Origin of the sequence: Paenibacillus oleatilyticus (assembly GCF_018998565.1) — a bacterium.
Taxonomy (GTDB): Bacteria; Bacillota; Bacilli; order Paenibacillales; family NBRC-103111; genus Paenibacillus_G; species Paenibacillus_G oleatilyticus.
In genome coordinates, this window is the sequence record NZ_JAHNZO010000004.1 from 290361 (window position 1) to 316615 (window position 26255).

At 55.9% G+C, this 26255-nt stretch carries 25 protein-coding genes and 2 riboswitches; of the genes, 2 read left to right on the plus strand and 23 right to left on the minus strand.

Annotated elements, in window-relative coordinates:
* Window positions 1-35 precede the first annotated feature (35 nt).
* From purL to KQX66_RS07700, 8 genes are all read right to left on the minus strand, one after another.
* A complete protein-coding gene (purL, locus tag KQX66_RS07665) occupies window positions 36-2282 on the minus strand; it encodes a phosphoribosylformylglycinamidine synthase subunit PurL (RefSeq protein ID WP_216791625.1) in 2247 nt (748 codons plus the stop codon).
* Window positions 2260-2955, minus strand: a complete 696-nt coding sequence (gene purQ / locus KQX66_RS07670) for a phosphoribosylformylglycinamidine synthase subunit PurQ (RefSeq protein ID WP_216791627.1) — start codon at window positions 2953-2955, stop codon at window positions 2260-2262. The genes purL and purQ overlap by 23 nt, the downstream gene beginning before the upstream one ends.
* Window positions 2956-2974: 19 nt before the next feature.
* The gene (purS, locus tag KQX66_RS07675) at window positions 2975-3223 is read right to left on the minus strand and encodes a phosphoribosylformylglycinamidine synthase subunit PurS (RefSeq protein ID WP_025845489.1); all 249 of its coding nucleotides are present in this window, start codon (window positions 3221-3223) and stop codon (window positions 2975-2977) included.
* Window positions 3224-3319: 96 nt separating this feature from the next.
* Window positions 3320-4213, minus strand: a complete 894-nt coding sequence (locus KQX66_RS07680; protein ID WP_216791629.1) for a phosphoribosylaminoimidazolesuccinocarboxamide synthase — start codon at window positions 4211-4213, stop codon at window positions 3320-3322.
* A gap of 27 nt (window positions 4214-4240) precedes the next feature.
* Complete coding sequence (gene purB, locus KQX66_RS07685) at window positions 4241-5536, minus strand: adenylosuccinate lyase (RefSeq protein ID WP_216791631.1); 1296 nt, start codon at window positions 5534-5536, stop codon at window positions 4241-4243.
* Between the two features lie 233 nt (window positions 5537-5769).
* Complete coding sequence (gene purK / locus KQX66_RS07690) at window positions 5770-6960, minus strand: 5-(carboxyamino)imidazole ribonucleotide synthase (protein ID WP_216791633.1); 1191 nt, start codon at window positions 6958-6960, stop codon at window positions 5770-5772.
* Window positions 6957-7442, minus strand: a complete 486-nt coding sequence (purE, locus tag KQX66_RS07695; RefSeq protein WP_216791636.1) for a 5-(carboxyamino)imidazole ribonucleotide mutase — start codon at window positions 7440-7442, stop codon at window positions 6957-6959. Before purE ends, purK begins: the two co-directional genes overlap by 4 nt.
* 159 nt (window positions 7443-7601) lie before the next feature.
* A riboswitch (purine riboswitch) is annotated at window positions 7602-7703 on the minus strand.
* A 115-nt stretch (window positions 7704-7818) separates the two neighbouring features.
* Window positions 7819-8517, minus strand: coding sequence for a DUF6483 family protein (locus tag KQX66_RS07700; protein WP_216791639.1), 699 nt, complete (start codon window positions 8515-8517; stop codon window positions 7819-7821).
* 162 nt (window positions 8518-8679) lie between these two features.
* A riboswitch (cyclic di-AMP (ydaO/yuaA leader) is annotated at window positions 8680-8834 on the plus strand.
* Between the two features lie 5 nt (window positions 8835-8839).
* On the opposite strand from KQX66_RS07700, the gene KQX66_RS07705 reads away from it, so the two are divergent.
* Window positions 8840-9706: a stalk domain-containing protein gene (locus tag KQX66_RS07705; protein ID WP_216791642.1), complete on the plus strand. Its 867-nt coding sequence runs from the start codon at window positions 8840-8842 to the stop codon at window positions 9704-9706.
* Window positions 9707-9805: 99 nt separating this feature from the next.
* Here KQX66_RS07705 and KQX66_RS07710 read toward each other — a convergent pair whose 3' ends face one another.
* Complete coding sequence (locus tag KQX66_RS07710; protein WP_216791645.1) at window positions 9806-11734, minus strand: FAD-dependent oxidoreductase; 1929 nt, start codon at window positions 11732-11734, stop codon at window positions 9806-9808.
* A gap of 201 nt (window positions 11735-11935) precedes the next feature.
* Here KQX66_RS07710 and KQX66_RS07715 point away from each other — a divergent pair, with 201 nt between their 5' ends.
* A complete protein-coding gene (locus tag KQX66_RS07715) occupies window positions 11936-12700 on the plus strand; it encodes an AAA family ATPase (protein ID WP_216791647.1) in 765 nt (254 codons plus the stop codon).
* Window positions 12701-12774: 74 nt separating this feature from the next.
* Here KQX66_RS07715 and KQX66_RS07720 read toward each other — a convergent pair whose 3' ends face one another.
* The 14 genes from KQX66_RS07720 to KQX66_RS07785 all read right to left on the minus strand — a co-directional run bounded on the left by KQX66_RS07720 (window position 12775) and on the right by KQX66_RS07785 (window position 26240).
* On the minus strand, window positions 12775-12972 hold the full coding sequence (locus tag KQX66_RS07720; protein ID WP_216791649.1) for a hypothetical protein: 198 nt from the start codon (window positions 12970-12972) through the stop codon (window positions 12775-12777).
* Window positions 12973-13108: 136 nt separating this feature from the next.
* Window positions 13109-14008 carry a hypothetical protein gene (locus KQX66_RS07725; protein WP_216791651.1) on the minus strand — a complete coding sequence of 300 codons (900 nt, stop codon included), beginning with the start codon at window positions 14006-14008 and terminating at the stop codon, window positions 13109-13111.
* Window positions 14009-14046: 38 nt separating this feature from the next.
* Window positions 14047-14742, minus strand: a complete 696-nt coding sequence (locus tag KQX66_RS07730) for a hypothetical protein (protein ID WP_216791653.1) — start codon at window positions 14740-14742, stop codon at window positions 14047-14049.
* The gene (locus KQX66_RS07735; protein ID WP_216791656.1) at window positions 14739-15272 is read right to left on the minus strand and encodes a VanZ family protein; all 534 of its coding nucleotides are present in this window, start codon (window positions 15270-15272) and stop codon (window positions 14739-14741) included. Before KQX66_RS07735 ends, KQX66_RS07730 begins: the two co-directional genes overlap by 4 nt.
* Window positions 15247-16590: a UDP-glucose 6-dehydrogenase TuaD gene (gene tuaD, locus KQX66_RS07740; RefSeq protein WP_216791659.1), complete on the minus strand. Its 1344-nt coding sequence runs from the start codon at window positions 16588-16590 to the stop codon at window positions 15247-15249. The genes KQX66_RS07735 and tuaD overlap by 26 nt, the downstream gene beginning before the upstream one ends.
* Before the next feature lie 4 nt (window positions 16591-16594).
* Entirely contained in the window at window positions 16595-17497 is a 903-nt protein-coding gene (gene galU, locus KQX66_RS07745; RefSeq protein ID WP_010497664.1) for a UTP--glucose-1-phosphate uridylyltransferase GalU, read from the minus strand.
* On the minus strand, window positions 17484-18653 hold the full coding sequence (locus tag KQX66_RS07750) for a DegT/DnrJ/EryC1/StrS family aminotransferase (RefSeq protein ID WP_216791661.1): 1170 nt from the start codon (window positions 18651-18653) through the stop codon (window positions 17484-17486). Before KQX66_RS07750 ends, galU begins: the two co-directional genes overlap by 14 nt.
* Window positions 18654-18656: 3 nt before the next feature.
* The gene (locus tag KQX66_RS07755; RefSeq protein WP_216791664.1) at window positions 18657-19319 is read right to left on the minus strand and encodes an acetyltransferase; all 663 of its coding nucleotides are present in this window, start codon (window positions 19317-19319) and stop codon (window positions 18657-18659) included.
* A gap of 1 nt (window position 19320) precedes the next feature.
* Entirely contained in the window at window positions 19321-21096 is a 1776-nt protein-coding gene (locus KQX66_RS37985; protein WP_216791666.1) for a sugar transferase, read from the minus strand.
* A complete protein-coding gene (locus KQX66_RS07765) occupies window positions 21093-22109 on the minus strand; it encodes an NAD-dependent epimerase (RefSeq protein WP_216791668.1) in 1017 nt (338 codons plus the stop codon). Before KQX66_RS07765 ends, KQX66_RS37985 begins: the two co-directional genes overlap by 4 nt.
* A complete protein-coding gene (locus KQX66_RS07770) occupies window positions 22106-23302 on the minus strand; it encodes a glycosyltransferase family 4 protein (RefSeq protein ID WP_216791670.1) in 1197 nt (398 codons plus the stop codon). Before KQX66_RS07770 ends, KQX66_RS07765 begins: the two co-directional genes overlap by 4 nt.
* A 14-nt stretch (window positions 23303-23316) precedes the next feature.
* Window positions 23317-23757 (minus strand): acyltransferase, encoded by a 441-nt coding sequence (locus KQX66_RS07775; RefSeq protein WP_253956988.1) that lies wholly within the window; start codon window positions 23755-23757, stop codon window positions 23317-23319.
* Window positions 23699-25126 carry a hypothetical protein gene (locus tag KQX66_RS07780; RefSeq protein WP_216791672.1) on the minus strand — a complete coding sequence of 476 codons (1428 nt, stop codon included), beginning with the start codon at window positions 25124-25126 and terminating at the stop codon, window positions 23699-23701. The genes KQX66_RS07775 and KQX66_RS07780 overlap by 59 nt, the downstream gene beginning before the upstream one ends.
* Window positions 25119-26240 carry a glycosyltransferase gene (locus tag KQX66_RS07785; RefSeq protein WP_216791674.1) on the minus strand — a complete coding sequence of 374 codons (1122 nt, stop codon included), beginning with the start codon at window positions 26238-26240 and terminating at the stop codon, window positions 25119-25121. The genes KQX66_RS07780 and KQX66_RS07785 overlap by 8 nt, the downstream gene beginning before the upstream one ends.
* Window positions 26241-26255: the final 15 nt, after the last annotated feature.

The window sequence follows — 26255 nt, forward strand, 5'->3', positions numbered from 1 at the left end:
AACGATTTTTGCTGCCTCTTGTCCCTGTCCGCCGATCAACTGTTCATCAGACATGGAATCGCATCCTTCCAAACCTTTTCTAGTTCCGTCACAGATGCATCAATAACCGGTGTTCCATTGACTTGAAGTTGGAGCGAGCTGCCGCCGACCGTACCGAGCGCTTGCACTGGCACGCCGCGCTCTGCCAGAAGCTTTTGCAGCGCTTCGGCTTTGTCCGGAGCGGCGCTCAGCAGAATGCGGGATTGGCTCTCGCTGAACAGCGCGATATCCGGGCGCAGCTCCGTTGCGAAGTTCGCCTTCGCGCCGAGACGGCCGCTCATGCAGCTCTCGGCCAGCGCGACGGCCAGTCCGCCTTCGGACAGGTCGTGCGCCGATGCGACAAGCCCTTGCTGAATCGCGGTCAGTACCGCATCCAGCAACGTTTTTTCCACGTCCAGATCGATTTGCGGCGGACGGCCTTCCGTTACGCCGTGCACGATATATTGGAACTCGCTGCCGCCCAGCTCCGCTTTCGTCTGGCCGAGCAGCAGGATCACGTCGCCTTCGCGTTTGAAGCCCTGCGTCGTGATATGGTCGATGTCATGCACCAAGCCGACCATCCCGACGACCGGCGTCGGATAAATCGCGCCTTTGGCGTTCTCGTTGTACAAGCTGACGTTGCCGCCGATGACCGGCGTATTCAGCTTGCGGCAAGCTTCGGCCATGCCGTCGACGGATTTCTCCAGCTGCCAGAAAATTTCCGGCTTCTCCGGGCTGCCGAAGTTCAGGTTGTCCGTAATCGCCAGCGGCTCCGCGCCGGAGCAAACGTTGTTGCGCGCCGCTTCCGCCACGGCGATGCGGCCGCCGATTTCCGGATCGAGGTATACAAAGCGTCCGTTGCAGTCCGTGGACATGGACAGCGCCTTGCGGGAGCCGCGAATCGTCACGACCGCCGCGTCGGAGCCCGGCTGAACTGCCGTGCTGGTACGCACCATATAATCGTATTGGTTATAAATCCATTCTTTGTTCGCTACCGTAGGGGAAGCCAGCACCTGCTTGAGCGCGCCGTTCAAATCCGTCACTTCCGGGTAACGAAGCGTATCGATCTTGCCGTTCTCTTCATAATAAGCCGGTACCGCGGAAGGCTTGTGATACATCGGGCAATCGTCTACGAGCGCTTTGACTGGCATGTCGCCGACCAGTTCGCCTTTATGATACAGCTTCAGGTTGCCGTCGTCGGTCACTTTGCCGACCTTCGCGCAGTGCAGCCCCCAACGCTCGAAAATCGCTTTTGCCTGAGCCTCATGCTCCGGCTTCACCACGAAGAGCATCCGCTCCTGCGACTCGGACAGCATCATCTCGTAAGGCGTCATGCCTTCCTCGCGCTGCGGCACCTCGTCCAGATACAGCTCCATGCCGTTGCCGGCCTTGCTCGCCATCTCCGAGCTGGAGCAGGTCAAGCCTGCGGCGCCCATATCTTGGATACCAACGACGATGCCGGAATTGATCAGCTCCAGGCATGCTTCCAGCACCAGCTTCTCCATGAACGGATCGCCGACCTGTACCGCCGAACGCTTCGCTTCGGACTCCTCAGTCAAATCTTCGGATGCAAACGTCGCGCCGTGGATGCCGTCGCGTCCTGTTGCCGGTCCGACATAGAAAACCGGGTTGCCGACACCTTTGGCGACGCCCTTTTGAATCTTGTCGTGATCGATCAGACCAACGCACATCGCATTGACGAGTGGATTGCCTTCGTAGCTCTCGTCGAACATGACTTCGCCGCCAACCGTCGGAATGCCGATGCAGTTGCCGTACCCGGCAATACCCGACACGACGTGCTCGAACAAATATTTGACGCGATCATTGGTAAGACGCCCGAAGCGCAAGCTGTTCAATACCGCCACCGGGCGTGCGCCCATCGAGAAAATGTCGCGGATAATGCCGCCGACTCCCGTCGCTGCGCCTTGGTAAGGCTCGACTGCCGAAGGGTGGTTATGGCTTTCGATTTTGAACACAACCGCCTGATTGTCGCCGATATCGACGATACCCGCGCCTTCGCCCGGTCCCATCAGGACGCGCGGTCCACTTGTCGGGAATTTGCGGAGAACCGCCTTCGAGTTTTTATAGGAGCAGTGCTCGGACCACATGACGCTGAACACGCCGATTTCGACGTAGTTCGGCTTCCGGCCCAAAAACCCGCAAATTTTGTCATATTCCGCATCCGATACGCCGAACTGCTTGTAAATCTGCTGCTCGGCAATTTGCTCTGCCGTTGGTTCCTTAGCCGATAGCTGCTGCGCCATGCTTCTCCCTCCAGGTGCTCAAAATCGATGTAAACATCTTCCATCCGTCCGCCGAGCCGAGCAGTTCGTGCACCGCCCGCTCCGGATGCGGCATCATGCCCAGCACGTTGCCCGCCCGGTTGCAAATCCCTGCAATATCGTCGACCGAGCCGTTCGGATTGTTGCCCGCCTCATAACGGAACACGATCTGGTTGTTCGCTTTCAGCTCTGCCAGCGTCGCCTCGTCGCAATAATAGTTGCCTTCGCCGTGGGCGATCGGAATGTTGATCAGCTCGCCCTTTGTATAGTCCGAAGTAAACGGCGTATTCGTATTTTCCACCTGCAGCATCGCCGCATGGCAGCGGAATTTGAGCGACCGGTTGCGCAGCATCGCCCCTGGCAGCAGACCCGATTCCAGCAAAATCTGGAAGCCGTTGCAAATGCCCAGAATATATTTCCCTTCCTCCGCCGCTTTCACCAAAGCGCTCATGACCGGGGCAAAGCGGGCAATCGCGCCGCAGCGCAGGTAGTCGCCGTACGAGAAGCCGCCGGGAATAAGAATGCAATCATATTTCGATAAGTCCGTTTCCGTATGCCATACGTAATCCACTGGCTGTCCGATCGTATCCTCTACCGCTTTGTAGCAGTCGATATCACAGTTGGAGCCGGGGAATACCAACACCGCGAAATTCATCACGCGCGCCTCCTTTTGATTAACCCTGTACCAGCTCGAAACGGTAATCCTCGATGACGGTGTTCGCGAGCAGCTTTTCGCACATCGCTTTCAACCGCTCTTCCGCCGCAGCCCGGTCGTTTGTGTTCAGTTCCACTTCCAAATATTTGCCGATTCTCACCTTCTCCACTTCATCGAAGCCCATCGAGTGGAGCGCGCCCTGTACGGCGGTTCCTTGCACATCCAGAACGCTTTGTTTGATCGTTACGTATACCGTTGCTTTGAACATTAGGAAAAGTACCTCCCACATTAAGTTAATCATTTTGGGCCTATCCTGAAGCGCGTTATCCGCGGAGCGGCTGCTTTACCGCCCCGGCAAGCCAGTTTACCCTTGCACCAAACGGTTGTAGATATCGCGGTAACGCCGGGAAGTCTCCTCCACCACATGCGGCGGCAGCGGGTCCGGCTCGCTGTTTTTGTCCCAATCGGTGCCGGACAAATACGTCCGGACCGGCTCTTTATCCATGCCGTCGATCTCGATGTCGAGCTCGTACTTGCTTTTGTCCCAGAAGCGGGAGGAATCCGGCGTGAAAATTTCGTCAATCAAGATGATTTCGCCGTCGATCAGACCGAATTCGAACTTCGTATCCGCCAAAATGATGCCGCGCGCCTCGCAAAACTCCCGCGCAAACTCATACAGCCGGATGCTTTTCTCCTGAAGCTGCTGCGTCAGCTCCGCGCCGGCCAGCTCGGTCATCCGCTCGATCGAGATGTCCTCGTCGTGGCCGACGTCGTTCTTCGCCGCAGGCGTGAAAATCGGCTGCGGAAACCGCTCGTTTTTGCGCATGCCTGCCGGCAGCTTGTGCCCGTTCACTTCACCGGTTTGCTGGTACTGCCGCCAGCCGCCGCCGGTAATGTAGCCGCGCACGACGCATTCGATGTCGATCCGCTGCGCCTTTTTCGTGACCATGAACCGATCCTTCATGATTTCGCGGTCCGTGACCAGCTCCCCGAGCCGGTCCACGTCGGCATGCACCAGATGATTCGGCTGGATGCCTGCCGTCTGCTCGAACCAGAAGCGGCTGAGCGAATTCAGCACGTTGCCTTTGTCGGGCACCGCCGGGCTCAGCACCCAGTCGAACGCGGAGATGCGGTCGGTGACCGCGATCAGGTAGTGCTCACCGAGATCGTACAGCTCCCGGACCTTGCCTTTGTAGAGCAGTGGCGCCTTCACGTAAGGCTCGGCGCTCGAAATGGCCGTTGTCGTCGTTCCACTCATCGCTTCGTCAGGCCTCCCCCGTTTAGATCAGCTCAAGCCAAGACGCTTGAAAATCGTATCGACATGCTTTAAATGCCAGCTCGGATTGAACGCGTCCTCGATCTCTTCCAGGCTCAGATGCTCCCGGATCGCCGGCGTGTTCTCGATAATGTCACGGAACGAGCGCTGCTCTTCCCACGCCTGCATCGCGCGCGGTTGCACCGTATCGTATGCTTGCTCGCGGCTGAAGCCTTTGTCGATCAGCTTCGTCATGACGCGGCCGGAGAACGGCACGCCGTACGTGCTTTGCATGTTGCGCTTCATGTTTTCCGGGAACACCGTCAGGTTCTTCACGATGTTGCCCAGGCGGTTCAGCATATAGTTGAGGAGAATCGTCGCATCCGGCAAAATGATCCGCTCGACCGAGGAGTGCGAAATATCGCGCTCATGCCACAGCGTCACGTTCTCGTAAGCGGAAACCATATGGCCACGGATGACCCGCGCTAGTCCGGAGATGCTTTCGCAGCCGATCGGATTGCGCTTGTGCGGCATGGCGGACGAACCTTTTTGCCCCTTGGCGAACGGCTCCTCCACCTCGCGGAATTCGCTCTTCTGCAGCGCACGGATTTCCGTCGCGAATTTGTCGAGCGAGGTCGCGATCAGCGCCAGCGTCGCCATGTACTCCGCGTGACGGTCGCGCTGCAGCGTCTGCGTGGAGATCGGCGCCGGCTTCGTACCGAGCTTGCCGCACACATATTCCTCGACGAACGGATCGATGTTCGCGTACGTGCCGACCGCGCCGGAAATTTTGCCGAACTGCACGCCATCCGCCGCAAAACGGAAACGCTCCAGATTCCGCTTCATTTCCTCGTACCACAGCGCCATTTTCAGCCCGAACGTCGTCGGCTCGGCATGCACGCCGTGCGTCCGTCCCATCATCGCCGTATCTTTATAAGCGACCGCTTTGTCCTTCAAAATCTCGATGAAGTTCAGCAGGTCCTTCTCCAGAATCGTGTTGGCCTGCTTGAGCAAGTAACCGAGCGCCGTATCGACTACATCCGTGGAAGTCAAGCCGTAGTGCACCCATTTCCGCTCCGGTCCGAGCGTCTCGGATACCGCACGGGTGAAGGCAATCACATCGTGGCGCGTCTCCTGCTCGATTTCGTAGATGCGGTCGATGTTGAAGCCTGCGTTTTTGCGCAGCTCGACGACATCTTCCTTCGGGATCACGCCCAGCTCCGCCCACGCTTCGCAGGAAAGAATCTCGACTTCGAGCCATGCTTTAAATTTGTTTTCTTCCGTCCAAATGCCGCCCATCTCGGGTCTCGTATAACGTTCGATCATGGTTTCTCCATCCTCCGCTTTTATCCGTTTCCTTAAGATAACTGATGAACATAGGTCGCTGCGCGAGCGGATCGTTCTTCCGATCGCTGTTGTCCCCGGATTCTTTGATGATATAACCCATTAAGTTGTTAGAATCCAGGGACAAAGGCGAACGCTACGCTTCTCCAGAACGATCCGCTCCATCCGCTTTTTTTCACCGAGTCATAAAAAACAATCAATCGAAACGTTCTTATTTATATAGCGTCCCATATTTTTGAAGCCTCTATCCAATCGAATGCCGCCTCATGCGAGGCCGCGAGCAAATTCACATGGCCCATTTTGCGGCCGGCCTTGGCTTCCTGCTTTCCGTACAAATGCACCTTCGCCGTCACGCCCGGCACCTGCTCCGCTTCCGGCCGGACGATCCAGTCCAGCAGCGGCTGCACGTGTTCGCCCAGCACATTGACCATGACGACCGGCGTCATCAGCGCGGGATCTCCAAGGGGCAGGTTCGCGATTGCCCGCACATGCTGCTCGAACTGCGAAGTCCGGCACGCCTCCATCGTATAGTGGCCGGAGTTATGCGGACGCGGCGCCAGCTCGTTGACATACAGCTCGCCATCCGCCGTAAGGAACAGCTCGACGGCGATGAGGCCGATCACATCCAACTCCTCGGCAATCCGCAGTGCCATCCGTTCCGCCTCCCGCTGCACCTCTTCCGGCACTCTCGCCGGTACGATGGACAAATGCAGAATGTTGTTCACATGCACATTTTCCGCGGCGGGAAAAGCTTTAACCTCCCCGCGCGGACTGCGAGCCGCAATGACCGACAGCTCCTTCGTGAAATGAACGAACTGCTCCAGCACCATCTCCGTCCGGGCCCGGCTTAACGTATCGTACGCCTCCTGCACTTCGTCCAGCGAGCGGATCACCCATTGCCCTTTGCCGTCGTATCCGCCCGTCGCCGTCTTCAGCACGCACGGCGTGCCGAAGCGGCGGACCGCTTCGTGCAGCTCTTCCACGCTGCCGATTTCGGCATACGGCGCGACCTTCACAGCTGCGGCTTCAATCGCCCGCTTCTCGCGCAGCCGATGCTGTGTCGTGTACAACAGCTTGCTGCCCTGCGGCACGTACGACTCGGCCATCAGCAGCTTGGTCACATCGGCGTCCACGTTCTCGAACTCGTACGTGATGACGTCGGCCAGCTCCGCAAGCTGCCGGGCGGCATCGACATCATGATAAGGCGCGACGATTTGCCGTTCGGCCACTTGGCCGCAAGGCGAGTCCGGCGTCGGGTCCAGCGTCACGAACCGGTAGCCCATGGCGCTTCCGGCCAAAGCCATCATCCGTCCGAGCTGTCCGCCTCCAAGCACGCCGATCGCAGCGCCGGGGGGCAACACTTTCGATGGATCATACGTTCGGTTTTGTTCTGTCTGCCGCGTCATTCCAGCACGCTCTTTTCGATCACAGTTTGCGCGATTTTTTCGCGGCGCTCCGCAACTTTGCGCTGCAGCGCCGGATCGAAGGCTCCGAGCATTTGAGCGGCCAATAGTCCCGCATTCGTCGCTCCGGCATTGCCGATCGCCACGGTGCCGACCGGAATACCGCCCGGCATCTGAACGATGGACAGCAGCGAATCAAGGCCGTTCAGCGTCGATGACTTCACCGGCACGCCGATTACCGGCAATACCGTCTTCGCCGCCACCATGCCCGGCAAATGCGCCGCGCCGCCCGCTCCCGCAATAATGACCTTCAATCCGCGGTCCGCCGCCGCTGCCGCATATTCGAACATCAGGTCGGGCGTCCGGTGAGCGGAGACGACTTTCTTTTCATAAGGCACTTCGAGCTCGTCCAGCACGTCACAAGCATGCTTCATCGTTTCCCAGTCGGACTGGCTGCCCATAATGACTCCAACAAGAACAGACATTGGTAACCTCCGTGTCGGTCGCATCGATGTTTGACCCTATATTATAGAAGCAAAAAAAACAAAACGCCCATTGGATAGTACTGACAAGCGCAGTCTATCGGCAGGACGACAAGAATACTCCACAAGCGCAAGCTAAGGTCTGGCATGCTTATGCCGACCCCTGAAACTTCGCTCACTCGTAGTCCAAAAATTTAAGGTTTTCGGGTAGAAACTTTCGGGCCATATTCCCGACATTATACGAGACTATTCGACTTTTTTAAGGCTTTCATCCTCTTTAGTTTAACAGTCTTTAACACCGCATGTCAACTCCAAAAGACGAACATTATTTTGTTCAAAACAGAAATAGTTCGCATTTTCGCACAAAAAAGCGTACGGCTTATCCTTGCTCCAAAATGCCCTTTTTTATGCGAATCAGCTCGTTCAGCCCGTCTTCCACTTCTTCTTTCGACAAATTGCCCCGCGCCAGCGCCTCCGCATCCAGGCCCAGCCATCGTTCGTACATCCGGATGCCTACACCGAGCTGTTCAAGCCGCTCCCCCGTTTCCTGCGAACGTTCCAGCTCGTCCAGCAAATGGAAAAGCGCATCTTCCGCCCGACCGTATTGGCCGCCAGCTTCGTAATATGGGATAAGCACCTTCAGCAGGCTTGCAGACATAGGAGCCCGTCCAACCAGGGCAAGCGCGGACTCGATCCGGTCTGCGAATTCCTCGCGCAGCTCTTCGCGCGCATCCAGCTCTCTGGCCGTCAGCAGAAGCTCCAGCGATTTGGCCCCCGCCGCTCTGGCAGCCGCCTCATCTCCCGAGTCCGCGTACAAAACCGCCTCGGCGTTGAGCATATCCCCGCATGCAAGCACTTTCCCTTGATCGACCTCGCCGTCTTTGGATAGCAGAGCCAGCAGATCTTTGACCGACAGCGCATGGATCAGCTTCGAGCCAACGCCCAGTAGCTGCCGCATCGCCTGGTTCAACAGCTCCATCGCTTCCCGCAGCTGTTGGTTCTGCCGGCGAAACATCACTTTATGCAGCATTTCCGCCGCCTGTTCGATCATCCGTAAAATATAATCCCGCTTATACATGGCGCTGCTCCTCTCTCGGGACCATGACCGTCCCAAATCAGCTGATGCCCCCGAACACTCTTTTATTGTACCGCATTCCTACCCGGGAGGAAAAAGCTTCTGCTATTTTCCGGCAGCTACTGGATGATTTTATGTATTGATAACGGTAACAAGCCTGTGGTAAATTCTTAAAAGCCGAATCGCACAGCAAATTTTGTGTACGTACGGGGGACGCAATACATGGGGTGAATGCCGCAGAACCGCAAGGTTCGAAGGCTAGGGAGCATACCTCTTCCCGAACCCGACAACTAACCTCGGAGGCTTACAGGAGGGAAAACAGAATATGAAGTTCGGTTTAAAAAGCGTGCTTCTTGCATGCCTGTTCACACTGCCCGCAATTCTGCCCGTCTGCGCTCCGGCTGCCTATGCCGATGAACCGGTGCGTCTGTCGGAGGATATCAAGGTTCAGGTGAACGACAAGCTGGTGCAGTTTCCGGATGCCCAGCCTTTTGTGGATGAGAATCACAAGCTTCAGGTTCCGGCGCGCGTCGTCGCGGACAAACTCGGCTACCAGCTGAATTGGGAGCCTGCCGGTTCCGAAATCAAAATTACAATCAAAGACAATAAAAACAGCCTTTCGCTGCAAACCGGGAATAAGTCGGTGACGGTCAACGGGCAGCATGAGAAGGTCGAAAGCGCCGCGGAAATCGTCGACGGCCGCGTCTATGTGCCGGTCCGGCTGATCTCGGATTCGTTCGACATCCAGACGCAATGGGACAACCAAAACCGCATCGCGATACTTGGCGCCGACGGCAACTATCACGCTCCCGCTTGGTATCGCCCGAGCGCAGCCGTTCTGGCCGCTTCCCAAGCGCCCGCACCGGCTTACAGCAAAATGATCGAAGTCAATGCGACAGCCTACACCGCTTCTCCCGAGGAGAACGGCGGCTATGGCGCCGTCGATTATATGGGCAATCCCCTGAGGCTCGGAACGATCGCCGTGGATCCTTCGGTCATTCCGCTCGGTTCCAAGGTATTGATCAAAGGCTACTCCTATATGGGCTTGCCCGCTAACGGCCTGTATGCCACAGCGACGGATACCGGAGGCGCGATAAGAGGCAACAGGATCGACATATTCCTTCCCGAAAGCCGCGCTCAAGCAAAGCTCTTCGGTAAGCAGAATGTGCAAGTATACGTACTTAATCCATAATCAAGCTTGATTCTCATCCAAACGAAAAAAGCAGTCGTCTCCCTTTAAAACGGGACGGCTGCTTTTTTCAGTTCCTACATATATTAATTCCTACATATATTAATCGTATGTTTTGCCCGCATAGTTCGCGACCACATCGCGGATCAGCATGTAGGCTTCCCCATTTGTAAGCCGCTTCGGGTCCCGGATGGCCGATACCGTATCCTGCTTCACCACTCCCCGGTCGAGCAGCTCCTGCATGGTCGTCCGCGTATTCTGAGGTAAGCCCATGGCCGAGCCGAGGGTAGCCGCCGCTTGCTCCAACGTAAGCGGCGCTTCAGCAGGATTGCTCATCCCCTGAAGTGAATCGGCGGCATTTCCTTTAAAATAGGCCGCATGCACTCTCCCTACGCCGTTCAGCTGATAGACGAACCGCTGCGCGTTCGAGGAGCCGTCCAGGTCAAAGCCTTCGTTTTTGTCTCCGCCGACAGTCAAATTCATGCTCACCGCTGCTTTCAGCCCGGCATAGGCTTTATGCTTCGTATAAGCGGGAGGCTGGATGCGAATCGGCTTCAGCTCCATCCCCTGCTTGTTCAGCCTTTCTTGCAATGCTGCGATGTCCTGCTTGGACTCGGAGAGTTCGCGGAACGAAAGCCCCTTGTCTATTGCCAGCTTGGCCGCGGCTCCGGCCGCCTGTCCCGTCGCCATGCCAACAGGGATGACGCGCGCGCTGCCGTGGGGCAACGTATCGAAGCTGGCCGAACGGCCCACAACCAGCAGTCCGTTCACCTCACGGGGCAAAATGCTGCGGAACGGAATCGCATACTGCGCCGGATTCATCATGATGGCACCGCGGTCTTGGTAGTTCGTGCTCTGGATATCGACTTTATACGAGCCGAAAGCGATGCGATCCCATTGATCGCGGTTATCGAGCACATCGGTCATGGTCAGACGGTATTGGCCCTTCATATGCCGGGTTTCCCGCACGTACAGCTCCGGCGCCGTTCCGGCGAGTTCGAGATCGGCGAACTCTTTGAAATTTTTCTTCATATAATCGACCACAAGCGGAATTTCTTTCTTTCCGATTTCAAAAGCTTCTTCAACCGAATCGGGGTCCAGCGGATGAATGCCGAAAATTTGCAGCGCGTTGATAAGAATCGTCCCGTCATTTTGTCTCCCGATATTGAGGCCACGCATGCGAACCTTGTCTTTGTTGCTCGATGGATACTCCCACATTTCGGGGAACCCCCATCCGCTCATCCGGTCAATACCGGTATTCTTGTGCCTGCCGAACGCTTCCCATACCTCCTGCGTAACGCCCCTCAGCTTAAAAACAAGCGTGACCGCCATCTGGGATTTCGGATCGCCGATGTCCTCTCTCCCTATCGTGAACGCTACGCCTGCGGCCGCGGCAATGTCCGCATCCTGCGTCGCGTCGATCACGGCTTTGGCCTTCACATTATGCCGACTGCCGTCCTGCCGGATCACCTGCACGCCGGTAACCTTGCGCATGCCGTCCAGACCGACGGTTACAATCGGCTCCATCGTCTTCACCTTCATGAGAAGATCGATGTTCGGCTCTTGTCGGACCAGCTCGTAGAACGCATTGGCGGCTGTGACAACATCAAATGACGTACCTTCGATGCGGTCGTACCATTCCTGGAATATCCCTTTGTTCAAAAAATTATGCTTGCCCGGAACAAGCGAAGACTCGGGAGAATAATTGTTATCCAGACTGTTCAACCAGCCAAGCGTCATCAAGCCGCCAAGAATCTCACGGTTCCGCCCGTCAACGAGCAGCACGGACAGGCCGTTGCGCGCCGCCGAGACGGCGGCCGCCACGCCTTCCGGATCGGTGCCGGTCACGATGACATCATAGGCTTCTTTGATCTGAGAGACGAAGCTTACTTGCTGCAGCGGCTTCATTTCCCCCGGCATGGCGGTGCTCTTGTAATGGCTGTAGCACCACAGCCCGCCTCCGGCGATAATCACTAACAGCAGGCCCAATCCTATTGCCAGCCGTAACCCTTTTTTTGACCGATTCGCCATCCCTAAGCTCACACTCCGTTTCCGCTCGATCTGCTCACGTCTTATTGGACGCGTCGAATCGACGGTTTGTTCCAGACAATCATGCTACCCAACGAGGCCGGTTCGTTGAACCGGTATCCTCCAAAGCTTACGATAGTAACGCGGCAGCCGGCTTTTCTGTATAATAGAGTCAACGAACAAGCCGGAAGGAGGCATGATCTTATGGGGATATACGATAAAGATCCGTTCGTGAGAAGTATGGAGCTGCTGCGGGAGAAGGTGCCGTCTTTCGCCAAATATCCGTTTCACCTCCCGGCTTTGCGCCGGTTAACCACCTTGCGCTTCCATCCCAAGGTCACCTACATCATCGGCGAGAACGGCATGGGCAAGTCCACGCTGCTCGAAGCCATCGCCGTTGCCTGGGGCTTCAATCCCGAAGGCGGCAGCCTGAACTTCAATTTCGCGACACACGAATCCCACTCGGAGCTGCACCAGTATATCCGTCTGGTGCGCGGGATCGGCAAGCCGAGGGACGGTTTCTTCTTCCGGGCGGAAACCTACTACAACCTGGCGACCAATATCGATCAGTTGGATAGCGAGCCATTGGGCGGAGGTCGAATCATCGACTGGTACGGGGGCAAGTCACTGCACGAGCAGTCGCACGGCGAATCGTTTTTTGCGGCTTTCCTTCACCGTTTCGGGGGCAATGGGGTGTATATTCTGGACGAGCCGGAAGCGGCATTGTCTCCCTTGAAGCAAATGTCCATGCTCGCCCGCATCCACGCGCTGGTCAAAAAGAACTCGCAGTTCATCATCTCGACGCATTCGCCCATTCTGATGGGCTATCCGGACGCGCTCGCTTATTATTTAACGCCGGATGGAATCGAGCACATAAATGTGGAAGAAACCGATCATTATATCATTATGAAGCAATTTCTGCATAACCGGGAACGCATGCTTAGAGAGCTTTTTGCCGACGAGGAATAACGCAAAAAGAACAGGCCCGGCTCGTTCCGGTACGCTGTTCTTCGTTCTTTCCCTCCCTATTTCTGGCCGCCGGGTTAAACGGAATCTTCGATCTTCTTCACGTCGAACCGTTCCTCGCGGCGGTCAATCGGCCCCGGGCTTCCGGCAACCGGCGGATCGATCTGTACCGCCTGATCGGTCGTCCGTGTCTGGTGCAGGTCGGTAGCGCCAGCCGCATGAGTGCCCAGATCCTCCAGCTCGGCGTTGCCTGCATGATCATTCACTTGGCTCATTCGAATTCCCTCCTTATCGTAAGCTACTTGTATTTTGCGGTTTCCGCTGACATTTCATACCTAAAATGCGGCTGTTTTCCGGTCGGAGGCAGAAAAAAACCGGCGACGCCCGAAGGCAATCGCCGGTTCCCGATAGTTATTTTACGAGATTTTGCAGCAGGCTTTGTCCCATTTGAACTTCTTGGTTAAACTCGTCTTGATATTCGTTGATGATATCCGTGCTGAAGCCTTTAGACTCCAGCTCGCTTCTTACCCTGTCGATAATGGCGTTGAACTGAGCTGATTTTTCGTTAAACTTGCTTTCTCCCTGCCGATAAAGCCTCGCTCTTTCCTTGGAACTGCTTGCCGCTGCTGCCTGAAGAGCGATCCCCATCAATTCCTGTTTGCTTTCATTGCGGAGATGGATGAGCTGCTGAGTCGCATTTTTCGTGATTTCCTTGTACTCTTTATCCTTCTCCTTATCGTTGCCATTACCGTTTCCGTTGCCATTACCGTTACCGTTACCGTTACCGTTTCCATTGCCTTTGCCATTACCATTGCCTTTACCGTTTTCCTTATCCTGCTTTTCTTTTTCTTGCTTCTCTTTCTCCTGTTTTTCCTTCTCTTGCTTTTCTTTTTCCTGCTTTTCCTTCTCTAGCCGCTCTTTCTCCTGCTTTTCTTTCTCTTGCTTCTCTTTCTCTAACCGCTCCTTTTCGAGCTTTTCTCTCTCCTGCTTTTCCTTCTCCAGTCTTTCCTTCTCCTGCTTCTCTCTCTCCTGCTTTTCTTTCTCCAGTCTTTCCTGTTCCTTATCTTTCTTTGGCGGTTTTGGAGCGCCCCAGTTGCCAAAATTCGTCTCGAACCATTTGTCCAGATTGAACTGTTCTCCGAGGAACACGTTCAGATTGACAACGGTAGGTCCGTTGAAGTTAACCAGCGGCGACTGATTCTCGAACGTAAGCGATGCCGCTTCGGCTTTCGGCGCAGACAGTACCGGTGTCGTCAAAGCTGCCGCGATCACGACCGCAAGAAACTTTGACAAGGTTTTCCTTTTGTTCATAGCTTTCTCTCCTTTAGGTTTATAAAGTTATGCAGAGCTCATTTTTTCTCCCGAAGAGATTCCTCGTAGCTTTTGCCCTTGCTTAAACCGTATTTCGAAGCAATCGCAATCAGCTCGTCGTATTCCTCTTCCGAGAGCTTTTCCAAGATCATGGCCTTGGCCTTCCTTTTTTCCTCCAAGGAAACGCCTTTGTCAAACATATTTTGTAATTGTTTTAAATTATTTCCATCTAGCTTTTTAAGCAGCACGGTTGTGATTTTGACTTGCTCGGCCAGCGAAATTTGATCTTGCACTTCCTTCGCCTTCCCTGCGGATATTTCCGCCTTATAGCCTGTGCTGCTGCCCGACTTCAGGTCGGACGGCTTGTCGGCTGCCTGCGGAACCGTGGCCGGGGCCTGTGCCGGCGTCCGAGCCTGCTCCGCTTTCCCCGACGATGCCGGGGATTCGCCAGGCTCAGCACGGACGGCGTCCTGCCCGGAGGCGGACTTCGGGGCGTCCCCCGGCTTTTGCTGCGATACCGGAAGCTGCCCGGAGGCTGAAACCTGGAGTGCCGGTTCCGTCCGCTTCTCCGGACCGTTCACCGGCCGCTTCCCCGCCGGCGCTTCTTCCGCCAGACTTGCAAGAGCCGCCATCATCCGTTCCTGCACCATATGAAGCGCCCAATACCCGCCGGCAAGCAGCAGCAATACAACCGCCGTCCCGACTACTAAAGCCTTTTTCATTCTCGCCTTCATGGAACCTCCCCTCTTCGCAGCGTCATGTTCCGTCTGATTTTGCAGAACACCGCCAGGCATAGGATAAGAACCACTAAGCCAAGGAATCCGCCGAATGAATCCAATACAATATCCTGCATTGCGCTGGTACGCTCCCCACTTCTCGCTTGATTCCATTCATCCGCCGAAGCTATGCCAATCACATAAATGATCGCAAGCAGCATCTTGAAGCCAAGCTTCCATCGGGCTTGAATCAACGCGAACAAAGCACAAACCGCCAGCATCGCGTACATGAACAAATGCGCACCTTTTCGAAACAAAAACTCGACAAATTCAAACGGCTGCTTCCTGGCTTCAATCGTAGAATGATGATAGTGAATGGTCATTTCAGGTACGACGCTAAGCATCCCCTCCTTCGTGAACCATTTATGTAAAATTGGCTGTATACTCTGCTCATGGTAGGACTGGGAAGAGAAGTTGAAAATAAGCAGCGTCCACAGCAACACAGGAACTAGGGTAAGGAGCTTAGTAATTGACCGGATGGGATTCACTCCTAGCCGTCAATACTGCCGGCCTGCCAACCGAATGGTAAACAAAGCCGTGTTCGTACATTTCCTGCAAAGAGAAACAATTGCGCCCGTCGATCAGGAACGGATATTTCAGCAGCTTGCGAACGGAAGCCAGATCCATGCCCGCAATTTCATCCCATTCGGTTAAAATCAGGCAGACGTCGCAATCCGTCACCGCCGCCTCGACGCTGTCGCAATAGGTCACCTCGGCAGGCAGCAGCGCCCGGGCGTTCGGAATGGCGATCGGATCGTACGCTTGCACGATCGCGCCTTTTTTCACCAGCTCGTCGATAATAACAAGCGACGGAGCGCAGCGCATATCGTCGGTATTCGGTTTAAAAGCGAGCCCGAGCACCGCAATCCGCCTTCCGGCATAATCGCCGAACAAATCCTGCAGCTTCTTCAGCATCACGTACGGCTGTGCCTCGTTGGTCGCGATGACGGATTTCAGCAGCGTAAAATCATACCCGGCCTGATCGGCCATATGGGCGAGCGCAAACGTATCCTTCGGAAAGCAGGAGCCGCCGTAACCGATACCGGCCTGCAAAAATTTTGCGCCGATCCGGCTGTCCATCCCCATGCCTTCCGATACTTGGGTCACGTCGGCCCCGACCTTCTCGCACAGATTGGCGATGGCGTTGATAAACGAAATTTTCGTGGCCAGAAAGGCGTTGGCCGCATATTTGATCATCTCGGCGCTTTGCAGGTCCGTAATGAAAATTTTCGTCTGCAGCGGTTCGTGCAGCTTCGCAATGACCTTGGCGGCCTTGTCGCTCGTCGCCCCGATTACCGCCCGATCCATGTTCATGCAATCCGCAATCGCCGAGCCCTCGCGCAGAAATTCGGGGTTGGACACGACGTCAAAATGAATGCGCTCATTGACCCTATTGTTGGCGACGATCGTCCGCACAAGCTCTCCCGTACCGACCGGCACCGTACTCTTGTTGACGATAATTTTGTACGTGTTCAAGTGCTTGCCGATCGTTTTGGCCACTTCCTTCACGTAGCGCATATCCGCTTCGCCGTTCTCCGCCATCGGCGTGCCGACCGCAATATAAATGATGTCGGAATCTTCAATGGCCTCGCCGACTTCGGAGGTGAAGAAGAGGCGGTTTTCCGCCACGTTCTTCGCGACAAGCTCCTTTAAGCCCGGCTCGTAGATCGGAATCTCGCCGTTTTGCAGCATGGCGATTTTGTCCTTGTTCACGTCGCAGCAGATGATGCGGTTGCCCATTTCGGCAAAGCACGTTCCCGACACCAGACCGACGTATCCCGTACCAATCACTGTTATATTGTGCATACGCTTATTTCGCCACCTTACTGTAAAATGAAGGTTCGCTTTCGTACAGCGTCCGGATGTAGTTCATCACGTCATTGCGCAGATCATCGCGCTGCAGCGCGAAGTCCAGCGTCGCTTTGATAAAGCCGAATTTGTCCCCTACATCATGCCGGGCTCCTTGGAAATTGTAGGCGATAACCGGCCTTTTCTCGTTCAACCGCTTGAGCGCGTCCGTCAGCTGGATTTCGCCGCCCGCACCAGCCGGGAGACTCTCCAAAATATCGAAAATGTCCGGCGTCAAAATGTACCGGCCCATGATCGCATAGTTGGAAGGAGCTGCTTTTTTCGACGGCTTCTCAACCAGCGTCTCCAGGAAGAATACTTCCGGCTCGATCGATGATCCCCGGGGAGCGATGATCCCGTATTTGGACACGTCCTCGTCGTTCACTTTTTGCACGCCGACGACCGAGGAGGAGTACCGGGAATGGACGCGAATGAGCTGGCTCAGGCACGGCTCGCTGGACTGCACGATGTCGTCGCCGAGCAGAACGGCAAATGGCTCGTCGCCGACAAAGCTGCGTGCGCACCAGATCGCGTGACCGAGACCTTTCGGCTCTTTTTGACGAATATAGTGGATATTCGCCATCTCGGATATCGCTTGAATTTGCTCCAGCTCCTTGTTCTTGCCCTTCTTCGACAGCGTCTCTTCCAGCTCAAACGATTTGTCGAAATGATCCTCGATGGCCCGCTTTCCGCGTCCGCTAATAATCAGAATATCTTCGATCCCGGAGGCAATCGCCTCTTCGATGATGTATTGAATCGTCGGCTTGTCCACAATCGGCAGCATTTCTTTCGGCTGGGCTTTGGTTGCAGGCAGGAAGCGCGTTCCCAGTCCCGCTGCCGGAATGATCGCTTTACGCAATTTCATGAGTCATACCTCCGCATACGAGTGTTTTGACGATCTCAATCACTTTCGCTTGCTCGGTTTCGGTCAGACTGGAGCCGGAAGGCAGGCAAATGCCCTGCTCGAATAACCGGTCGGATACGCTGTGCCCCTCCTGATGCGGATAATAGGCGCAGCCTTGGAACAGCGGTTGCAGATGCATCGGCTTCCACACCGGCCTGGACTCGATGTTCGCCTCTGCGAGCGCCCGGATAATGTCTCCCGACGTCGTTTTCGCAACTTGCGGGTCGACGGTCAGTGTCGTCAGCCACCGGGTCGCTTGACCGAAGGACGCCTCCGGCATAAACTCGACGCCCTCCATGGAGCCCAGCGCTTCGGCATAGGCCGCAAAGATGGCGCGTCTCGTCTCGATTCGCTCGGGAAGCATATGGAGCTGACCGATGCCGATGCCGGCGAGCACGTTGCTCATCCGGTAGTTGAACCCGACCTCGCTGTGCTCGTAATGCGGTGCGGGGTCCCGGGCCTGCGTCGCCCAATATCTGGCCTTCTCCAAAGCTTCGAGGTCGTCCGACACCAGCATGCCTCCGCCGGAGGTGGTAATGATTTTGTTGCCGTTGAACGAATAGGTTCCGAACCTGCCCAGCGTTCCGCTTGCCCGTCCTTTATACGTCGCACCCAGCGATTCGGCGGCATCCTCGATGACGGGTACGCCATATTGGTCGCATAAATCAAGCAGCGGGTCCATATCTGCGCTTTGCCCGTACAGATTAACGACAACGACCGCCTTCGGAAGCTTCCCGGCCCGCTTGGCTTCGGACAGCGCGCGCTCCAGCGCTTGCGGAGACATATTCCAGCTCTCCGGCTCGGAGTCGATGAAGACCGGCTCCGCCCCTTGATACATCACCGGATTTACGCTGGCGACAAACGTTAAGCTTGAGCAGAATACGGTATCCCCGGCCCCGACTCCAAGCAAGCGCAAAGCCAGGTGAATGGCCGCCGTACCGGAACTGAGCGCCAATGCTCCGCCGGCTCCGACGTACCCGGCAATCTCTTTCTCAAAGACATCGACGTTGGGCCCTAACGGCGCGATCCAGTTGGTGGCGAAAGCTTGCTGCACCCATTGCTGCTCTTCTTGCCCCATATGCGGGGGAGACAGATAAATCCTTTGATTCGGCGACATTAGCTACGCCCTCCTCTGAGCAAACTGATCCGGTTGATCAGCGTATTTGATTGGTTTGGCGGGTACGCCTACGGCCGTGCATTGAGTCGGAATGTCGTCGACGGCAACCGCTCCCGCTCCGATCGTGCTCCAGCCGCCTATCGTTAATCCTTCGATCACTTTCGCGCCAAGCCCGATATGCGTTCCGTCTCCCACCGTGACATCGCCGGCTAAGGCTGCGGAGGGAGAAATATGCACAAAGCTTCCGAGAACGTTCTCGTGCTCGACGATGGCGCCGGTGTTGATGATGCACTGGGCGCCGATCCGCGCGCCGTGATTGATGACCGCACCCGGCATGACGACCGAACCGCCGCCGATCGTCACCCCGCTTCCGAGCGTTGCCCTCGGATGAATCAACACCGCATAGCGGGATTCAGGGTACCCGAGCCGTTCCATGACGGCCCGGCGGGTGCGGTTATTGCCGATGGCAATAAACAGCCGGCAATCGTCGTCCCGCAGCAGTTCCGCCATATCCGCCACCGGCCCGTGAAGGATGCCGTCCTGGTTAAAGCTGTGCGTATACTTGTCGTCCCCGATCCCGGCCAGCTCATATTCTCCCTGGGCCCGCATCACATCGAGGACGACCTTTCCATGACCGCCTCCGCCGATCAGGACGAGCTTCTTCATCCTAGAATCCCTCCGCCTTCCGGTTGCCTGTAAATTTGGTCGTCGTGGCATGTCCCGCCTGCTGAACGCCGTCGGCACGGAATACTTTTTTCACCGTCATCCATAGGATTTTCGCATCCAGCATCAGCGACGGATGGTCGGTGTACCATACGTCCAGCGCGAATTTCTCTTCCCAGGAGATCGCGTTTCTTCCGTTCACCTGAGCCCAGCCGGTAATGCCCGGACGGACCCAATGCCGCTTCTGCTGCTCCTCCGTATATAACGGCAAATATTCCATCAGGAGCGGTCTTGGCCCGATCAGGCTCATATCTCCGCGCAGCACGTTGAACAGCTGAGGCAGCTCGTCCATGCTTGTTTTGCGCAGCAGCTTGCCGAAGGTGGTCAGCCGTTCGGCGTCCGGCAGCAGTTCGCCCTTGCTGTCCTTGCGGTCGTTCATCGTGCGAAACTTGTACACGTGGAACGGCTTGCCGTGAAGCCCGGGACGCTGCTGCCGGAACAGCACCGGTGAGCCCAGATTCAAGCGGACCAGCAGCGCGACAAGGACGAACAATGGAGCGAACGCGATGACCGCTGTCAGAGCAGCGGTGAAATCGAGCACGCGCTTGATGCGCTGTACGGATTTTCGTTTACGAGCCGTTTTCTTCTGCTCGATCTCTCCGTACATGCGGTGCAGCCGAACAACGACTGCCTGCTCCGTAAATTCGCGCTCGATCACGCTGCGCGCTTCGCTGCCGAATTGCTTCAGCAGCTCGTCGCTTCCGAGCAGCTCGTGCAGAGCGTCGGCAAACGGCTCGGGCTGCTTATAAGGGACCAAGTATCCGGTCTCGTTATGCTTCACCAGCTCCCTTGTTCCGAGAACGTCGCTGCCTACCGCCGGCTTGGAGAAGGCCATCGCTTCCATCAGAAAGCGGGGAATTCCTTCCTTCTCGGAAGAGAGCACGACGATATCCGCCAGCTTGATCCAAGGATAAATATAGCTCTGATGCCCGATCAGCCTCACGTCCTCCTCGAGGCCCAGCTCCATGATCTTCCTTCGGATGTCCGCTTCGAGCGGACCTTTCCCGGCCAGGACGCAGCAGAAGTCATCCCCATGCTTGTCTTTTAACAGTCGAAGCGATTCCAGCAGAAAGGCGTGATCTTTTACCGGCTCCAGCCGGGCCGCCATCAGGATGATTTTCTTTCCTTCGGGAATAAGCGCCTCCTGCCGCACCCGGTCCAGCTCGGCCTGATTGATGCGGTAGCGGAACTCGTCCAGCCGGTTCAAGTCGACGCCGTTCCCCTCGTAGTAGACGGGCTTGCCCGGCGCCAGCTCCCGCAGCTTCTCCATGTCCTCGCGGTTTTGCGAGGAAAGCGCGTCGCAGAACAGCGCGCCCAGCCTCTCCAGGCTGCGGTAGATGAAGCTGGTCACCCATTTCTGTCCGTCGAAAAACGGCAGTCCGTGGCTCGTATGCAGGATCATCGGCGTCCGGGCCAGCCACCCGGCTACCCGGCCGATCAGTCCGGCCTTCGCCGTATGCGTATGAACGATATCGAACCGCTCGCGACGAAGCAGCGAACGCATCTGAAGGATCGAACGCAGATCGTCCCAAACATGAATTTTCCGGTTCATCGGCACGAAATGGAGCTTCAGGCGGTATCGTTTCATGAACTCCTCGTCATAACCGTCGGGAGACGAAATCAGATGAACCTCATATTCCGCCTTCTGCAGCACCGCCATCTTGTCCGCCAAAATTTTATGGGAGATGGCGCTTGTGCAAATATGAGCTACCTTCTTCATACGGTTACCTCTCGATAATATTGGCAGTACCAATTGGTAAATGCCTTAATTCCGGTCTCGATGCTAATCTTGGGCGTGAAGCCGACTTCGCGCGCCAGCTCGTCGATATCGGCATACGTCGCCTGCACGTCGCCGGGCTGCATCGGCTTGAATTCGATCACCGCCTCTTTGCCGAGACATTCCTCGATCGTATGAATGAACTTCATCAGAGGAATAGGCCGGTTGTTGCCGATATTATAAATTTTATAGGGCGCGTACGAGGAGGATGGGTCCGGCTCCATCCGGTTCCAGCTGTCGTTGTGCACCGGAGGACGGAACAGCAGGCGCACGATGCCTTGCACGATATCGTCGATGTAAGTGAAGTCGCGCATCATCTGGCCTTCGTTAAACACTTGGATCGGCTTGCCCTCCATAATCGCCTTGGTGAACGAGAAATACGCCATATCCGGCCTGCCCCAAGGCCCGTACACCGTGAAGAAGCGCAAGCCCGTTGTCGGCAGCCCGTACAGATGGCTGTACGTATGGGCCATCAGCTCGTTCGCTTTTTTCGTGGCTGCATACAGGCTGACCGGATGATTGACTGCATCGGTCACGGAGAACGGCATTTTCACATTCGCCCCGTAGACCGAGCTGGAGGAAGCATAGATGAGGTGCGGAACGCGATGCTTGCGGGAGCTCTCCAGCATATGCATGAAGCCGGTAATGTTGGAGTCGATGTACGCCCCCGGGTTGACCATGGAATACCGCACGCCGGCTTGGGCTGCAAGATGAACGACCGCTGCAAAATCATGGGAAGCGAACAGCGCATCCAGCGACTTTTGATCCTGCAGATCGAAGTTGTAATGAGCATAAGCGTCATATTCGAGCAATCCCTTGAGCCGGTCTTCCTTCAGCCTGACGTCGTAATAGTCGTTTAAGCAGTCTACTCCGATCACGGAGAAGCCTTCCTGAAGCAGCTTCGCCGATAGATGATACCCGATAAAGCCTGCGGATCCGGTGACTAAAATTTTCATCGCTGCGTCTTCCCTTCTTTTACGAATTGAGAAAACTTCTCCCAAAATTCCTGCCGTTCCTGATCCAGCTGGTTTTTCGTATAGTTCCCCGCTTTCCGATAGTTGGCTTGCGCTTGTTCGGCCATCCAGCGCGTATCGGAGATATACTGCTCGATCAGCCGGGCCAGATGCTTGTCATTGCCGGGCTTATGCAGATACCGCGGATCGATAAGCTCCGGAATGCCCCCGGCTGTCGACCCGATCACCGGACATCCCCGGCTCATCGCCTCGACCGTCGCTCTCGGCAAGCCTTCCTGGAAGCTCGGCTGCAAGTAAAGATCCACTTGATCCAGCCACTCGAATACGGCATCTCCACTCTGCAGAACGCCGTCGAACCGGACGTGCTCTTGCAAGCCGAATTTGGCTGCCAGCTCTTCCCACGGCTCTTTGTCGCCTCCGCCGAGTACCCGGAACTCGAAGGCCGGCAGCTTCGGCTTCACCCGGGCCAACGCCTCCAGCGCCGTCGCAATGCCTTTCGTTTTGCCGTTCAGATTGCCGATCAGTCCCAGAATAACGGGCTTCGCCCCGGTCTCGATTTTGCGGAGACGCCGTTCCATGACCTCGGGGCACAGCTCCGGAATTTCCACATCGGAGCAGCCTTCGGTATACCCGCTCGTATTCGGATACCGGTGCTGCAAGAATTGCTTCGTCACGTAAATCGCAAACGGCGCTTCCTTTACCTGCGCTTTCGTCTTCAGCGTTGCAATAGGCGCGTACGCCTTCCCTTGCAGATTGCCGTAATTCCACAGCGCATCCCAAGCGCAGGCGACCATCTCCACGGCAAAAGGCTTCTTGAGCTTCTTGGCGATCGCCACCGCTTCCGAGCCGATTTCGCTGGGCAGCCGGGCGATCACCGCATCCGATTGCGCGATCGATTCGGTCAGCACGCGCTCGATGTAGCCTTTTTTCGTCAGCTTGTTTACCGGATTGCTGAGGGAAGGCAGCACGACAAATTCCACGTTTTTGCCGCTTGATAAGCTTTTATTCGCAATTTCCGTTTCCGAAGATATTTTTTTCGCCCGGGACGCCACCGTAATTTCGTCAAATACGGTCAAATACCGTTCCCACACCGAGTAGGGCAGCTTACCGCTGGAAAAAAATTTCCCGGAATCGTTAAAGTAAAACGTATGGTCATGCGCCCATAATACCTTCATGGTCCTCGACCCTCTCAGATAGATTTAATAGGTTTTGCCGGGACGCCGCCGACAACGGTATGCGGGGGTACCGGCTTGGTCACGACTGCTCCGGCGGCTACCACCGCCCTGCTGCCGATGTCCACGCCCGCCAGAATGCGGCAGCCGCAGCCGACCCAGACGTCCGACTGAATCGTGATCGGCGCATATTTAACCGGGTTGTCGCGAATCGGCAAGGTGGCGTCATCCCAAGCGTGCTCGAATGAAATCATCGAGGTCTGATGCGCGATCGACACGTCGTTATCGATCGTAATGCCGCCCCCCGCATCCAGATAACACTGCTTATGTATGCTTACATTGCTGCCGATGGAGAGCTTCTCCCATTGCTTAATCTCCACGGACCGGCCGACGAATACGTTATCGCCGCATTTCGGAATCAACCGTTTGAGCAGGCAGTAGCGCGTTGCGAGCCCCAAAGGCTCCGGCAGCAGGTCGGTCGCGTGCCACGAGCTCTTGAGCAGAGGCTTCGGAACGATCGAGAACAGCGCCGTAAGCAGGTTCAGAAATCCTTTGTAGCGATGAAATTTGTCCCTTCCTCGGATGGCAAGCCTCTCCTTTCTTGGAATGAGCCGCTTTGGGCCTGAATAACCACGCGAGCGTATATGCGTTCATCATGTACAGAATGGGTACGACAGGCACTTTTTTCCGGACCATGTTATCCCCGATCGTCCCTACTCCGTACTCCAGATTCCGCTCGGTCACCGTGACGAAGCCGACCAATACCAGCGTACAGCCGAAGGTGAACAGCAGAATCAGGCACATCGCAAAAAACGAACGCGTCTCCTTATGGCGCAAAAACACCGTCACGGACAGCCCGAACGAAATCAACATATAGACCGCCTCCGCCGTACGCATCACAAACTCCATATCCCAATTGAACGCTTTGAACGGATTCGGAGAGATGAACAGAAAGACCGTGAGCATGAACGAATTCAGAAGCCCGGTCAGTCCCACCTTCCAGAACACCACGCCCAGAGCTGCAATGAGCATGAGCAAGGCGGCCTTGAAGCTTCGCCGGAACAGAAAGTAAAAGGACAAAATATAGACGATCGAATAATCTCTTAGCATGGTCGTGTAGAACAAGATGATGATGAACCAAATGTATCTGCGGTTTAATAAAAGCTGGGTGCACAGCAGCCCCAGGAAGGCGCACGTGATGTCCTTGCCGAACACGGAAGACATATACATCAGCGCCGGACTTGCGAGCAGCCCGATAATCATCACCGCGTTATACGTTCGTTTGCCCGCCTCCGAAAGCTCGTACGTGAAAAACCTGTCGTTTAGCCGGTACGTCATATTGCAGCACAGCACGAGCAAAAAGGAATTAAACGTAATGATGACCAGCGGATCGGCCAAATCCAGAAATTTATAAAACGGCATGTACATGAGCCCGAACACCGGATACGCCGAAGAATTCAACCAGTTGGTCGTAATGTGCTCCGTCGCATAACGGATAAAATCGTCCAGCTGCGGATAAAACGTCACCTGCCGGAAATAGCCTCTGGCGTCGGGACCGAATAAAGGGTCCGTCGTCAGCGCGTAAATCCATTTCCCGATCAGCATCACCATAAGCCCGATGTAAAGTACGGCCGGCTGGTTGGGCCACTTCAGCATCACGAAAAAGGGAAGCAGCAAAGTAAAGAAAAAGACAAGCCCGACATCGAGGTCCCACTGGGTTACCCATTTGGTCGATAAGATCAACAGGGCGGCGTATATCCATAGCAGCATCGTTTGCACCAAGGGGTTATCCCTTGCAGACGGCAGGTCAACCTTCCGTTCAAGCATGGTAAATGTTCTCCAGCCGCCGAATGCTCTCGCGGATATCGTAGCCATGCTTTTTCAAGAAACGATGCCTCGTCGGCCAATCCGGCGCAGCCGAACGTCCCAGTATTCCCGTAATCTTGTCGACCCATACCTCGGGCTGCAGCTTCAGATGCTCTACCATGCCGAAGCTCAGGTCGGCTTCCGCCGGCACATGCTCCGACACGAGGCTGGGCACGCCGCCGGCCTGCGCTTCGATGACGACAATGCCCAAGCCTTCGAATAACGACGGCAGCAGGAACACATCGAAAGCGCCGATAATTTCCGGAATATCTTTGCGGGCGCCCAGGAAACGGACCTGTCGCCGGATGCCCAGCGTCTCGGCAAGCCGCTCCATCTCCTCGCGCAATCTCCCGTCTCCGACCAGCACGAGCTGCGCCTCGGGGACCTCCTTAACCAATAAGGAGAACGTCTCCAGCACAAAACGGTGATTCTTCTCTTCGCTGAACCGGCCGATATGCCCCACTACCGGAATCGACGGGTCGGTTACGCCAATCCGCTGCCTGAGCCCGCTCCGATCCGTAGGCAGCTGCTCGTAGGGCTGCAGATTGATCGCATTGGGCAGCAGCTCTGTGCGGGTATCTTTCCAGCAGCGGGCCCCAAAAAGCGATTCGCATGCCGGCCTGGAGCAGCCGATCAGATGCGTGCTGTGCTTTAAAATCAGCGATTTCATGTAATGGCGGTACAAGGTTCGAAACAGCGTCGTCCGCTGTTCGGCATTCACCGTATGACTGTGGCATACGCGAACCGGAACGCCGATCTCCCTGGCCAGCTTCAGCACATACCCGCTGAATTGGAAAATATGGCTGTGAATGGCGGCATAGGGACCATTTTCTCTCACGTTATGCAGGAATTGCTCCCGAAACGGGCCAAGCCCTTTCCGGGGATGCGGCTGCAGCAAGATTTTCCCGCCGAGCTCGCGAATCTCGCGGTCGTAAAACCCTTCGCCTTCGAGCTGGACCGCGAAATGAAACTCGAACCGCTCCCGGTCGATGTTCCTGTAAATGTTCATCAGCAGTGTCTCGACACCGCCGGGATCCATTTTTCCGACAACATGCAATATTTTAATCGCGCTCATCTTACCCTCCCGGAT

Coding starts and splice junctions, on each gene's coding strand:
- purB (WP_216791631.1), bottom strand. CDS start 5,536: ATGATCGAACGTTATACGAGACCCGAGATGGGCGGCATTTGGACGGAA.
- purE (WP_216791636.1), bottom strand. CDS start 7,442: ATGTCTGTTCTTGTTGGAGTCATTATGGGCAGCCAGTCCGACTGGGAA.
- galU (WP_010497664.1), bottom strand. CDS start 17,497: ATGAAATTGCGTAAAGCGATCATTCCGGCAGCGGGACTGGGAACGCGC.
- KQX66_RS07765 (WP_216791668.1), bottom strand. CDS start 22,109: ATGAAAATTTTAGTCACCGGATCCGCAGGCTTTATCGGGTATCATCTA.
- KQX66_RS07680 (WP_216791629.1), bottom strand. CDS start 4,213: ATGAGTGGAACGACGACAACGGCCATTTCGAGCGCCGAGCCTTACGTG.
- purQ (WP_216791627.1), bottom strand. CDS start 2,955: ATGAATTTCGCGGTGTTGGTATTCCCCGGCTCCAACTGTGATATCGAC.
- purL (WP_216791625.1), bottom strand. CDS start 2,282: ATGGCGCAGCAGCTATCGGCTAAGGAACCAACGGCAGAGCAAATTGCC.
- KQX66_RS07785 (WP_216791674.1), bottom strand. CDS start 26,240: ATGAGCGCGATTAAAATATTGCATGTTGTCGGAAAAATGGATCCCGGC.
- KQX66_RS07720 (WP_216791649.1), bottom strand. CDS start 12,972: ATGAGCCAAGTGAATGATCATGCAGGCAACGCCGAGCTGGAGGATCTG.
- purS (WP_025845489.1), bottom strand. CDS start 3,223: ATGTTCAAAGCAACGGTATACGTAACGATCAAACAAAGCGTTCTGGAT.
- KQX66_RS07715 (WP_216791647.1), top strand. CDS start 11,936: ATGGGGATATACGATAAAGATCCGTTCGTGAGAAGTATGGAGCTGCTG.
- KQX66_RS07770 (WP_216791670.1), bottom strand. CDS start 23,302: ATGAAGGTATTATGGGCGCATGACCATACGTTTTACTTTAACGATTCC.
- KQX66_RS07710 (WP_216791645.1), bottom strand. CDS start 11,734: ATGGCGAATCGGTCAAAAAAAGGGTTACGGCTGGCAATAGGATTGGGC.
- KQX66_RS07755 (WP_216791664.1), bottom strand. CDS start 19,319: ATGAAGAAGCTCGTCCTGATCGGCGGAGGCGGTCATGGAAAGGTCGTC.
- KQX66_RS07700 (WP_216791639.1), bottom strand. CDS start 8,517: ATGTATAAGCGGGATTATATTTTACGGATGATCGAACAGGCGGCGGAA.
- tuaD (WP_216791659.1), bottom strand. CDS start 16,590: ATGCACAATATAACAGTGATTGGTACGGGATACGTCGGTCTGGTGTCG.
- KQX66_RS37985 (WP_216791666.1), bottom strand. CDS start 21,096: ATGAAGAAGGTAGCTCATATTTGCACAAGCGCCATCTCCCATAAAATT.
- purK (WP_216791633.1), bottom strand. CDS start 6,960: ATGACGCGGCAGACAGAACAAAACCGAACGTATGATCCATCGAAAGTG.
- KQX66_RS07780 (WP_216791672.1), bottom strand. CDS start 25,126: ATGCTTGAACGGAAGGTTGACCTGCCGTCTGCAAGGGATAACCCCTTG.
- KQX66_RS07725 (WP_216791651.1), bottom strand. CDS start 14,008: ATGAACAAAAGGAAAACCTTGTCAAAGTTTCTTGCGGTCGTGATCGCG.
- KQX66_RS07705 (WP_216791642.1), top strand. CDS start 8,840: ATGAAGTTCGGTTTAAAAAGCGTGCTTCTTGCATGCCTGTTCACACTG.
- KQX66_RS07730 (WP_216791653.1), bottom strand. CDS start 14,742: ATGAAGGCGAGAATGAAAAAGGCTTTAGTAGTCGGGACGGCGGTTGTA.
- KQX66_RS07750 (WP_216791661.1), bottom strand. CDS start 18,653: ATGTCGCCGAATCAAAGGATTTATCTGTCTCCCCCGCATATGGGGCAA.